Source organism: Streptomyces sp. NPDC006551, from assembly GCF_040611675.1.
GTDB lineage: Bacteria > Actinomycetota > Actinomycetes > Streptomycetales > Streptomycetaceae > Streptomyces.
Genome location: NZ_JBEXOT010000007.1, coordinates 204,312 through 216,478, shown reverse-complemented (window position 1 = coordinate 216,478; position 12,167 = coordinate 204,312). Strand labels below are relative to the sequence as shown.

General features: G+C 72.7%; 8 protein-coding genes and 1 pseudogene. 5 read left to right on the top strand and 4 right to left on the bottom strand.

All coding sequences use genetic code 11. The annotated features are described in order from the left end of the window. The 4 genes and pseudogenes from ABZY12_RS11105 to ABZY12_RS11090 all read right to left on the bottom strand — a co-directional run. Positions 1-94, bottom strand: a pseudogene (locus ABZY12_RS11105) (response regulator); the annotation flags it as partial. A gap of 50 nt (positions 95-144) precedes the next feature. Then, complete coding sequence (gene sucB, locus ABZY12_RS11100; RefSeq protein WP_356889004.1) at positions 145-1,962, bottom strand: 2-oxoglutarate dehydrogenase, E2 component, dihydrolipoamide succinyltransferase; 1,818 nt, start codon at positions 1,960-1,962, stop codon at positions 145-147. Positions 1,963-2,024: 62 nt separating this feature from the next. Next, positions 2,025-3,413 carry a dihydrolipoyl dehydrogenase gene (lpdA, locus tag ABZY12_RS11095; protein WP_356889003.1) on the bottom strand — a complete coding sequence of 463 codons (1,389 nt, stop codon included), beginning with the start codon at positions 3,411-3,413 and terminating at the stop codon, positions 2,025-2,027. 282 nt (positions 3,414-3,695) lie between these two features. Beyond that, entirely contained in the window at positions 3,696-5,204 is a 1,509-nt protein-coding gene (locus ABZY12_RS11090) for a leucyl aminopeptidase (protein WP_356889002.1), read from the bottom strand. A 296-nt stretch (positions 5,205-5,500) separates the two neighbouring features. On the opposite strand from ABZY12_RS11090, the gene ABZY12_RS11085 reads away from it, so the two are divergent. Genes ABZY12_RS11085 through ABZY12_RS11065 form a run of 5 tightly spaced genes read left to right on the top strand, consistent with a single transcriptional unit; the run spans position 5,501 to position 12,165 of the window. Further along, positions 5,501-7,546, top strand: coding sequence for a hypothetical protein (locus ABZY12_RS11085; RefSeq protein ID WP_356889001.1), 2,046 nt, complete (start codon positions 5,501-5,503; stop codon positions 7,544-7,546). Between the two features lie 33 nt (positions 7,547-7,579). Then, positions 7,580-9,103, top strand: a complete 1,524-nt coding sequence (gene pelF, locus ABZY12_RS11080) for a GT4 family glycosyltransferase PelF (protein ID WP_356889000.1) — start codon at positions 7,580-7,582, stop codon at positions 9,101-9,103. Next, positions 9,100-10,746: a hypothetical protein gene (locus ABZY12_RS11075; protein ID WP_356888999.1), complete on the top strand. Its 1,647-nt coding sequence runs from the start codon at positions 9,100-9,102 to the stop codon at positions 10,744-10,746. The genes pelF and ABZY12_RS11075 overlap by 4 nt, the downstream gene beginning before the upstream one ends. Positions 10,747-10,753: 7 nt before the next feature. Next, positions 10,754-11,386, top strand: a complete 633-nt coding sequence (locus ABZY12_RS11070) for a spherulation-specific family 4 protein (protein ID WP_356888998.1) — start codon at positions 10,754-10,756, stop codon at positions 11,384-11,386. After that, the gene (locus ABZY12_RS11065) at positions 11,383-12,165 is read left to right on the top strand and encodes an endo alpha-1,4 polygalactosaminidase (RefSeq protein ID WP_356888997.1); all 783 of its coding nucleotides are present in this window, start codon (positions 11,383-11,385) and stop codon (positions 12,163-12,165) included. Before ABZY12_RS11070 ends, ABZY12_RS11065 begins: the two co-directional genes overlap by 4 nt. Positions 12,166-12,167 lie beyond the last annotated feature (2 nt).

Sequence of the window (12,167 nt, the reverse complement as noted above, 5' to 3'; positions counted from 1 at the left end):
CCTCCTTCTCCAGGGCCCGCAGCTCGGCGAAGCGGGAGACGGCCATCTCGATGGCCGGCACGACATCGCTCTTGCTGAACGGCTTGACGAGGTACCCCGGGCAGGGGCGCCGCTGGTGAGCCTTGTTACAGCTCAGGGGCTTGCCTACAGGCCGAGCTCGACCTCGAACTCGCCGGCCTCGAGGATCGCCTTGACCGCCGTGAGGTAGCGGGCGGCGTCGGCGCCGTCCACCAGACGGTGGTCGTAGGAGAGCGCGACGTACGTCATGTCGCGGATCGCGATCGTCTCACCCAGGTCCGGGTGGTCGACGACGACCGGACGACGGACCGTGGCACCGATGCCCAGGATGGCGACCTGGTTCGGCGGCACGATGATCGTGTCGAACAGCGCGCCGCGCGAGCCGGTGTTGGAGATCGTGAAGGTCGCGCCGGAGAGCTCGTCCGGCGTGATCTTGTTGCCGCGGACCTTGCCGGCCAGCTCGGCGGTGGCCTTCGAGATACCGGCGATGTTCAGGTCGCCCGCACCCTTGATGACCGGCGTCATCAGACCCTTCTCGGAGTCCACGGCGATGCCGATGTTCTCCGAGTCGAAGTACGTGATGGTGCCCTCGTCCTCGTTGATCCGGGCGTTGATGACCGGGTGGGCCTTCAGCGCCTGGGCCGCCGCCTTCACGAAGAACGGCATCGGGGACAGCTTGACGCCCTCGCGGGCCGCGAAGGAGTCCTTCGCGGCGGCGCGCAGACGCATCAGCTTGGTGATGTCGACCTCGACGACCGAGGTCAGCTGGGCCTGGCCGTGCAGCGCCTTCATCATGTTGTCGCCGATGACCTTGCGCATGCGGGTCATCTTGACGGTCTGGCCGCGGAGGGGGGAGACCTCCAGGGCCGGAGCCTTCGGCGCGGCGGCCGGAGCGGCGGCCGGAGCCGGGGCGGCCTTCTTGGCCTCGGCGGCCGCGAGGACGTCCTGCTTGCGGATACGGCCACCGACGCCGGTGCCCTTGACGGCCGCCAGGTCGACACCGTTCTCGGTGGCGAGCTTGCGGACCAGCGGGGTCACGTAGGCACCGTCCTCCGCCGGCTGTGCGGCGGCGGGGGCAGGAGCGGCCGGGGCCGGGGTGACCGGAGCGGGCGCCGGAGCCGGAGCCGGAGCGGGCGCCGGGGCGGCGGGAGCGGCCGGGGCGGGCGCCGGAGCCGGAGCGGCCTGGGCGGCCGGGGCCGGGGCCGGAGCGGCCGGGGCGGGGGCCGGAGCCGGAGCCGGGGCGGCGGGAGCGGCGGCCGGAGCCGGCGCGGCGGCCGGGGCGGCACCCGCGGCACCGATGACGGCCAGCTTGGCGCCGACCTCGGCGGTCTCGTCCTCACCGACGACGATCTCGAGCAGGACGCCCGACGCCGGGGCGGGGATCTCGGTGTCGACCTTGTCCGTGGAGACCTCGAGCAACGGCTCGTCGGCCTCGACGGTCTCGCCGACCGACTTCAGCCAACGGGTGACGGTGCCCTCGGTGACGGACTCGCCGAGCGCCGGCAGGACGACGTCGGTGCCCTCGGCGGAACCGCCGCCGGAGGCGGCCTCGGCCGTCGGGGCCGGAGCCGGGGTCTGCACCTCGGTGGAGGGGGCGGCCTGCGGAGCGGGGGCCGGGGCCTCCTGCTGCGGGGCCGGAGCCTCGGCCTGGGCCGGGGCCTCGGCCTGGGCCGGCTCGGCGGCCGGGGCCGCCGCGGCGGCACCCGAGCCGTCGTCGATGATCGCCAGCTCGGCACCGACCTCGACGGTCTCGTCCTCGGCCACCTTGATGGAGGACAGGACGCCCGACGCGGGGGCGGGGATCTCGGTGTCGACCTTGTCGGTCGAGACCTCGAGCAGCGGCTCGTCGGCCTCGACACGCTCGCCCTCGGCCTTGAGCCAGCGGGTGACGGTGCCCTCGGTGACGCTCTCGCCGAGCGCCGGCAGGGTTACGGAAACCGGCATGGTTTCAGTTGCTCCTAACGAATTGCGGAAAGTGGTCGTCGCGCCCGTTGATGACGTGAGCGTCAGTCGTGGGAGTGGAGGGGCTTGCCGGCCAGGGCCAGGTGAGCCTCGCCGAGCGCCTCGTTCTGCGTCGGGTGGGCGTGGATGAGCTGCGCGACCTCGGCCGGCAGCGCCTCCCAGTTGTAGATCAGCTGCGCTTCGCCGACCTGCTCGCCCATGCGGTCACCGACCATGTGGACGCCGACCACGGCACCGTCCTTGACCTGGACGAGCTTGATCTCGCCCGCGGTCTTCAGGATCTTGCTCTTGCCGTTGCCCGCGAGGTTGTACTTCAGGGCGACGACCTTGTCCGCGCCGTAGATCTCCTTGGCCTTCGCCTCGGTGATCCCGACGGAGGCGACCTCGGGGTGGCAGTACGTCACCCGCGGCACGCCGTCGTAGTCGATCGGAACGGTCTTCAGACCGGCCAGGCGCTCGGCCACCAGGATGCCCTCGGCGAAACCGACGTGCGCGAGCTGGAGCGTGGGGACGAGGTCGCCCACGGCCGAGATCGTCGGCACGTTGGTGCGCATGTACTCGTCGACGAGGACGTAGCCGCGGTCCATCGCGACGCCCTGCTCCTCGTAGCCGAGACCGGACGAGACCGGGCCGCGGCCGATGGCGACGAGCAGCACCTCCGCCTCGAAGGTCTTGCCGTCGGCCAGGGTGACCTTGACGCCGCTGTCGGTGTACTCGGCGGACTGGAAGAACGTGCCGAGGTTGAACTTGATGCCGCGCTTGCGGAAAGCGCGCTCAAGAAGCTTGGAGCTGTTCTCGTCCTCGACCGGGACCAGGTGCTTCAGACCCTCGATGACCGTCACGTCGGTGCCGAAGGACTTCCACGCGGAAGCGAACTCGACGCCGATGACACCGCCGCCGAGGATGATCGCGGACTCCGGGACCCGGTCCAGGGTCAGCGCGTGGTCCGAGGAGATGATCCGGTTGCCGTCGATCTCCAGGCCCGGCAGCGACTTCGGTACGGAACCGGTCGCGAGGAGGACGTGCCGACCCTCGACGCGGCGGCCGTCCACGTCGACCGAGGTCGGGGAGGACAGGTGACCGTGACCCTCGATGTAGGTCACCTTGCGGGAGGCGACGAGACCCTGCAGACCCTTGTAGAGGCCCGAGATCACGTCGTCCTTGTACTTGTGCACGGCCTTGATGTCGATGCCCTCGAAGGAGGCCTTGACACCGAACTGCTCCGCCTCGCGGGCCTGGTCGGCGACCTCGCCGGCGTGGAGCAGCGCCTTCGTGGGAATGCAGCCGTTGTGCAGGCAGGTGCCGCCGAGCTTGTTCTTCTCGATCAGTGCGACGTCCAGGCCCAGCTGCGCTCCGCGCAGCGCCGCGGCGTAACCGCCGCTACCGCCGCCGAGGATCACTAGGTCGAAAACGGTGCTGGCGTCGTTCGCCACGTCACGTCCTCCATGCATGTGCGCCGGTCGCCGGTCTTCTCTGACCGGGCGGCGGCTGGTGTTCGGCCGCTTTTTCTTCGGCCCTGTGGTGGGGGCCCTGTCCTGCCGAGAACCCATCTTCGCACTTGTTGCCGGAAGGCGGGACGCGGGGCCGGGTCCTGAGACAGGCGATCGTCCGTACGGGCGGGTGAGGCGGGCGTACGAACCTACGGATTTCGTCGAGGGCGCGACGTGTGCGGCCCCGGGGAGCTCGTCCCCGGGGCCGCACACGGAAGGCGACGGTCAGAGCTCGCCGTCGGCCGTCTTCTCCGCCAGCCTCACCAGGGTGCGGACCGCGGATCCCGTGCCGCCCTTCGGGGTGTAGCCGTACGGCGCGCCCTCGTGGAAGGCCGGGCCCGCGATGTCGAGGTGGGCCCAGGTGATGCCCTCGCCGACGAACTCCTGGAGGAAGAGACCGGCGACCAGGCCGCCGCCCATCCGCTCGCCCATGTTGGCGATGTCGGCGGTCGGGGAGTCCATGCCCTTGCGCAGGTCCGCGGGGAGCGGCATCGGCCAGGACTGCTCGCCGACCTCCTCGGCGATCTCGTGGATCGCCGTGCGGTAGGCGTCGTCGTTGGCCATGATGCCGAAGGTCCGGTTGCCCAGGGCCAGGACCATCGCACCGGTCAGGGTCGCCACGTCCACGATCGCGTCCGGGTTCTCCTCCGACGCCCTGGTCAGCGCGTCGGCGAGGACGAGCCGGCCCTCGGCGTCGGTGTTCAGGACCTCGACGGTCTTGCCGCTGTACATGCGCAGCACGTCACCGGGGCGGGTGGCCGAGCCCGACGGCATGTTCTCGGCGAGCGCCAGCCAGCCGGTGACGTTGACGGCCAGGCCGATCCGGGCGGCGGCGACGACGGCGGCGAACACGGCGGCGGCACCGCTCATGTCGCACTTCATCGTCTCGTTGTGGCCGGCCGGCTTCAGGGAGATGCCGCCCGAGTCGTAGGTGATGCCCTTGCCGACCAGGGCGAGGGTGCGCTCCGCCTTCGGGTGGGTGTAGGCGATACGGACCAGACGCGGCGGGTTCTCCGAACCGGCGCCGACGCCCAGGATGCCGCCGTAGCCGCCCTTGGCGAGCGCCTTCTCGTCGAGGACCTGGACCTTGAGGCCGTGCGCCTTGCCCGCGGCCTGCGCCTCGGCGGCGAAGGCGGCCGGGGTCAGGTCGTTCGGGGGCATGTTGATCAGGTCGCGGGCGCGGTTGATCTCCTCGGCGACCGCCTGGGCGCGCTCCGCGGCGGCCTTGAAGGCCTTGTCGCGCGGCTTGGCGCCCAGCAGGGCCACCTCGGCCAGCGGCTTCTTCCCGTTCTTGCCGTTCTCCTGGTAGGCGGTGAAGGCGTACGCACCGAGCAGAGCGCCCTCGGCGATCGCCTCGGCGTCCTCGACGGCGGTGATCGGCAGCGCGAACGCGGCCTTCTTGGCGCCGGTCAGGGTGCGGGCGGCGGTGCCGGCGGCACGGCGCAGGGCCTCGGTGCCGAAGGCCTCGCCGTCCTCGGGCGTGGAGCCCAGGCCGACGGCCAGGACGACGGGGGCCTTCAGACCTGCGGGGGCGGGCAGCTTGGTCACCTCACCCTCGGCACCCGAGGCACCCAGGGTCTCCAGGACCGCGGCGAGCTTTCCGTCGAACGCCTTGTCCACGGCCTCGGCGCCCGGCGCGACGACGAGGGCCTTGCCCGACTTCGCGACGCCGACGACGAGTGCGTCGGCGCGCAGCGTCGCCGCACCGGCAGTGCTGAGAGTGAGAGCAGTCACGGTGGTGAAATCTCGCTTCCGTTGAGTCCTGTGGCGGTCGAGGGATGGGCCGACCGTGCCCGCCGCATCGTATTTCGGCCCGATGAGCGCCGGGAACGAGCCTACGCTCGCTCCTCGTGTTCGCTCACGGCGACGGCGATTCACTCATCCGTGGTGTCTCTTTCACGTTTACCGCGCACGGCCGGAGAGCTCGTCCACACTCGCCTCATTCGCGCAAGCGCGGCATCCGCGCCTTTGCATCATCTCCACAGGTCTCCCCGGTTGCGGGTGGCCCTGCCGAGGGGGGACACCACCCGATGGAATCCGACCGGACCCGCCTGCCCGGAGCCGCCCGCACCGCGGCCCTCGCCGCCGCCGCACTCCTGGCCACCGTCGTTCCGTCGGCCGGAGCGAGCGCCGCCGAACCCGCCCCGCGCGTCGACCTGACCGTCCTCGTCCTCGACGACGGTGGCAGCGCGGTCGAGGCCATCACCTCGGAGCTGCGCTCCACCGGGGTCCCGTACCGCACGGTCGATCTGACCGACCCCGGCCGCCCGGTCATCACGGCCGGCTTCCTCTCCGACACGGTCGACGGGCGCCCGCGCGCCAGGTACCAGGGCGTCGTCCTGCCGCACGAGGCCGCCTTCGGCCCCGACTCCGCCGAGCACACCGCCCTCGTCGCGTACGAGAAGACCTACGGCATCCCGCAGGTCGACGCGTACACCTGGGCGCATCCGGGCGTCGGCCTCGAGTACACCAGCGACGGAGGCTTCTCCGGCAGCCTCGACGGGGTCACGGCCTCGGTGACCGCCGCCGGACGCGCCGGGCCCTTCCGCCACCTCGACGGGCCGCTGACCTTCGAGGACAACGACCCGGCGATCTCCGAGAGCCACGGCTACGCGGGGCGCCCAAGGGCGGGCTACACCAGCTATCTCGACATCCCCGTCCAGGGCGGCGGGCGGGCCGGCCTGATCGGCGAGTACGTCCACGACGGGCGCCGCGAACTGGTCGTCACCTTCGCCTACAACCGCCACCAGCGGCAGTTCCGGGCACTCGCCCGCGGCATCGTCGAATGGCTCACCCAGGGCGTCCACCTCGGACAGAGCCGCGCCTACTTCTCCGTCCACGTCGACGACGTCTTCGCCCCCGACGCCCGCTGGGACACCGTGCGCGACTGCACCCCCGGCGACTTCGACTGCGCCGACGGCGACGGAGCCGGCGCGAGCCCCATCCGGATGACCGACGCCGACGCACGGTACGCCGCCGCCTGGCAGAAGTCCGCGGGCTTCACCCTCGACATGGTCTACAACGGCGGCCAGGGCGAGCAGTGGAAGTCGGAACACGGCGGGAGCGACCCGCTCGCCGCCCAGCTGATCGCCGACCGCGCCCGGTACCGCTGGGTGAACCACACCTACACCCACCCCTTCCTCGGCTGCGTCCAGGACACCACCACCGTCCCCTGGCGGTGCGCCGGGGACGCGGCGGGGACCACGCTGTGGATGAGCCGCGCCGAGATCTCCGCACAGATCCGGAAGAACCACGACTGGGCCGTCGGCAAGGGCCTTCTCGTCGACCGGACCGAACTGGTCACCGGTGAGCACTCCGGCCTCAAGACCCTGCCGCAGCAGCCCGTCGACAACCCGAACCTCGCCGGCGCGCTCTCCGACAACGGCGTGAAGTGGATCGCGAGTGACAACTCGCGCGAGCCCGCACAGCGCGCCGTCGGGGCCGCGAAGACCGTGCCGCGCCACCCCATGAACGTGTACTACAACGTGGGAACGGCCGCCGAGATGGCCGACGAGTACAACTGGATCTACACCTCGCGCGTCCACGGCGGCAGCGGCGTCTGCGAGACCGACCCGGCCTCCGCCTGCCTGCCCGCCCCCCTCGACACCACCACCGGCTACGCCTCCCACATCGTCCCGCAGGAGGCCCGTACCGCGCTCTCGCACGTCGTGGCCAACGACCCGCGCCCGCACTACGTCCACCAGTCCAACCTCGCCGAGGAACGGCTGCTCTACCCCGTCCTCGACAAGGTCCTCGCCGACTACCGCGCCCTGTTCGCGGACAACACGCCACTCGTCAACCCGCGCCAGCGCGACGTCGGCACCGAGCTGAACCGCCGCGCCGCCTGGGACCGGGCACTGACGGCCGGCAAGGTCACCGCCTACCGCGTCGGCGCCACCGTCACGGTCAAGGCCCCCTCCGGAGTGAGCACGCCGATCACCGCTCCCGAGGGGACCCGTAAGGAACTCCTCATGGGCACGGCCGCGTTCGGGACGCCGTACGCGGGAGCGCGCTCGGCCTGGACCACGCCCGAAGCGCTCCAGTCCACCATCACCCTCACGCTCCCGACCGCCTGACGCCTGACCAGCACGTTCTGGGGGGGAACGCACATGCCGAGCAGTGGCCGTCACGTCACCATGCTCACCGAAGGCACCTATCCGCACGTCCACGGGGGAGTGAGCACCTGGTGCGACCAGCTCGTCCGGGGCATGCCCGAGGTCGACTTCGCCGTCCTCGCGCTCACCGGCAGCGGGCGCGAACCGGTCACCTGGGAGCTCCCGCCCAACGTCCACCGGCACACGTCGTTCCCGCTCTGGGGCGCCTCGCCGGGGCCGGCGGGCCACGGCCGGCCCCCGCGCGGGCGTGAGGGCCGCCGCTTCCTCGACCTGTACGAGCGGTTCCTGCTGTCGATACTCGACCCGGGCGCCGGCCACGACTTCGGTGAGGGCCTCTACGCCCTGGCCGGACTGGCCCGGCGCGGACGGCTCACCGCCGCCCTGCGCTCCGAACGGGCGCTGCGCTCGCTGATGTGGATCTGGACCATGCCGCATCTGCCGACCGTCGCCGCCCGGCCCACCGTGCAGGACGCCCTGACCGCCACCGACCTGCTGGAACACGCCCTGCGGCCGCTCGCCGCCCGGTTGTCCGACGACACCGTCGCGCACGCCGTCTCCAGCGGCCTCGCCACCCTGCCGGCGCTCGCCGCCCAGCACTTCGAAGGGGTGCCCTTCCTGCTCACCGAACACGGCATCTATCTGCGCGAGCGCTATCTCGGCTACCGCACCGAGGCCCAACGCTGGCCGGTGAAAGCCCTGATGCTCGGCTTCTACCGCGAGCTCAACTCGCTGGGCTACCGCAAGGCCGACCTCATCACCCCCTGCAACCAGTACAACCGGCGCTGGGAGGAGCGCGGCGGCGCCCCCGCCGACCGCATCCGGACCGTCTACAACGGAGTCGACCCGGCCGCCTTCCCGTACGCCGGTCCGGAACCGGAGGTCCCCACCCTCAGCTGGGCGGGCCGGATCGACCCCATCAAGGACCTGGAGACGCTGATCCGGGCGTACGCCATCGTCCGCGCCGAACTCCCCGAGCTGAGGCTGCGGTTGTTCGGACCGGTCCCGGCCGGGGGCGAGGACTACAAGACCCGCCTGGAGAAGCTCGCCGCCGAGCTGGGCGTCACCGACGGGGTCACCTTCGAGGGCCGCGTCTCCGACGTGGCCCGCGCCTACGCGGCGGGGAGCGTCGTCATGCTCTCCTCGATCAGCGAGGGATTCCCCTTCTCGCTGATCGAGGCGATGTCCTGCGGCCGGGCGACGGTGTCGACGGACGTGGGCGGGGTACGGGAGGCCGTCGGCGACACCGGCCTCGTCGTCCCGCCGCGCGAGCCCGCCGTGATGGCCGCCGCCGTCACCGAGCTGTTGCGCGACGGGGAGCGGCGGGCGGAGCTGGGGCGCAGGGCCAGGCAGCGGGTCGTGGACCGGTTCACCCTGCACCGCTCGGTGGACGGCTTCCGGCAGATCTACCGCGAACTCGCCGGCCGGCCCGTCACGCCCCTGCCGGACCCCGAGGACTGGACGGTCCGGATCACCGACCCCTGGCGCCAGGAACTCGTCGGAGGAGGCTCCCTCTCGTGAGCGGCTCCCTCTGGCTCAAGGAGGGCACCATGCCGGACACACTGCCGGTGGTTCCGCGCCGGCGGCCCTACGACACGTGCCTCGCGACCGCCTCCCTCGCCGCCGACCCGCTCGACGAACTCGCCGAGCGGCTGGACGCGTTGGCCGCCGTCGCCGTCCACCCCGACGAGATGGCCGCGATACTCGAGTCCGACGGCATGACGGACGACCACATCCGCCTCACCTACGGCCGCGCCGACTCCTTCGCCCTCGCCGAGGAGCTCTACGCGCGCGTGGAGCGGCGCCACCCGGCCCCCGAGGCGCCGCCGGCCGGACCCTGGCACACCGGCCTCGCCGGCTGCCTCCTGCGCGGGCTGGTCTTCGCCCTGCCCGGGCTCGCCTACGTCCTCGGCGGGCCGTTCCTGGCCGGTCCGCGCGGTCCCCACGGGCTGCCCGCCGGTACGGTGCCGCTGCTGGCCGGCGCCGTCACCGGCTGGGTGTGGAACCAGGCCCTGTCCCACCGCGCGTACTCCTGGCTCGGGCTCGGCGACCGGCGGGCCGCCGTACGCGCGCTGCTCGCCGGAGCCCCGGCGGGCGTCCTCGCCGGGGCGGTCGTCGCGTGCGCGGCTGCCGGGCCGGGGGAGTGGCAGGCCGCCGTGTTCGCCACGGGGCAGGCGCTCTATCTGGCCGCCGCGACCGTCCTGCTCGTCCTCGGCCGCGAACGGGCCCTGCTCCTCGCCCTGCTGCCGCTGACCGGCGCGGTACCCGCGTTCTGGTACGACCTGCCCAGCGCCCTGCGCGCCGGCCTGCTGCTGGCGTCGCTCACGGCGAGCGTCACCTTCGCGACGATCGTCCTGCGGCCGGGCGTGGGGAGGCCGGGTGTCCCGCGGCCGGGCGTTGGGAGGCGGGGTGTCCCGCGGCCGGGCGGTGGGCGGCCGGGCGTTGGGAGGCGGGGTGTCCCGCGGCCGGGCGGTGGGCGGCCGGGCGTTGGGAGGCCGGGTGTCCTGCGGACGGGCGTTCGGCGGCCGGGTGTTGAAGGGGCGAGTGTCCCGCGGACGGGTGTGGGGAGGCCGGATACTGGCACGAGGGGTGTCCTGTGGCCGGGCGTTCGGCGCGACGGGGCCGGAAGCGGTGCCCCCTCGCTCGCCGCCTCCCTCCCGTACGGTCTGTTCGGCCTCGGGACCGGGCTGCTCGTCCTGTGCACGGCGGACCCGGCCGGTGTGGTCGCGCTGACCCTCTCCATGGGACCGGCGGAGTGGCTGCTGCACCGCTTCCGCGGCGAGAGCCGGACGCGGCTGCGGATCCTCACCACCGCCCGGGAGTTCCGCCGGGCCACGGTCCGCACGCTCGCCCGCTGCCTCGGCGGCTATCTCGCCGCCCTCCTCGTCCTGGCCCTGACGACCTGCCTGCTGTGGCCGGACACCCCGCCACCGACCGCCGTCCGGCTCCTCCCGCTCCTCCTCGTCGGCGTGGTGCTGTGGCTCGGACTGCTGCTCCAGGCCTTCGGCGCGGTACGCGCCGCGGCCGCCGTCTGCGCGCTCGCGGCGGGCGCGCAGCTCCTCGCCCCGACCGCCGGCCGCCCCGCGCTCGCCGCCGGAGCGGCCGTCGTGCTCGCCGTCCTCACGTGTGCTCTGCTGATCCGACCGACCGCCCACCGCGCCTAGGGAAGTTGTGAACCCCTCTCGACCGGCCCCCTCTCTGCTGGTGCCCTTCTACGAGCACCCCGCCGACCGCCCCGAGGCGTGGACGGCGGTGATCGAGTCGGCGCGCTCCCTCTACGGCGTCGTGCTGAACCCCGCCAACGGCGCGGGGCGGGCGCCCGACCCCGCTTTCGCCGCCGTCGCCACCCGGATCCGGGAGGCCGGGGCGCGGGTGCTCGGCTACACCGACACCGCGTACGGCCGCCGCCCGCACGGCGAGGTCGTCGCCGATCTGCTCCGCCACCGCGACTGGTACGGCACCGACGGCGCCTTCCTGGACCAGGTGCCGACCGAGCCCGGGGCCCTGGCCCACTACCAGCGCATCGGCGTCGCCGCGCGGGCGGCCGGAGCCCGGACCGTGGTCCTCAACCACGGCGCGCACCCCGCCCCGGGCTATGCCGACCTCGCCGACCTGCTGGTCACCTTCGAGGGCCCCTGGGACTCCTACCGCACGCTCGACCTGCCCGTCGCCGACCACTACTGCCACCTCGTCTACGCCGCCCCGCCCGACGCCCTGCCGACGACCCAGGTCCACTGCGCGGTCCCCGGCGCGGGCGCCCACCCCTGGGGCACGCTCCCGCACGCCCTGGAGCCCGCGCGATGAGACGTCCGCTGTTCCTCGGGATCCTGCTGCTGTTCCTGGCGACGGCCTGCACGAGCGTCCCCGACGACCCCCGCCCGTCCGGCCGCTGGCAGCCGAAGCCCGGCGTCGCCTGGCAGTGGCAGCTCAGCGGCCGCCTCGATCCGACCGTGGACGTCCCCGTCTACGACATCGACGGCTTCGACCACCCGGCCTCGGCCGTCGAGGACCTGCACGCGCGGGGCCGGAAGGTGATCTGCTACCTCTCCACCGGCGCGTGGGAGGACTTCCGCCCGGACGCGGCGAAGTTCCCCGAGGCCGTCCTCGGCGAGGGCAACGGCTGGGAGGGCGAACGCTGGCTCGACATCCGCCGTACGGACGTCCTCGCGCCGCTCATGGCCGAACGCCTCGACATGTGCCGCGAAAAGGGTTTCGACGCGGTCGAACCCGACAACATGGACGGCTACGAGAACCGCACCGGCTTCCCCCTCACCGCCGCCGACCAGCTCCGCTACAACCGTCTGATCGCGGAACTGGCCCACGACCGGGGCCTGTCGGTGGGCCTGAAGAACGACCTGGACCAGATCCCGCAGCTCCTCGACGACTTCGACTTCGCCGTCAACGAGCAGTGCGCGCAGTACGACGAGTGCGACCTGCTGACGCCGTTCGTGACGGCGGGCAAGGCAGTCCTCCACGTGGAGTACGAGCTGGACGTACGCGCGTTCTGCCCCGAGTCCCGCAGGCTCGGCCTCAGCTCGATGCTGAAGAGGTACGACCTGGACGCCTGGCGCCGGGCCTGCTGAGG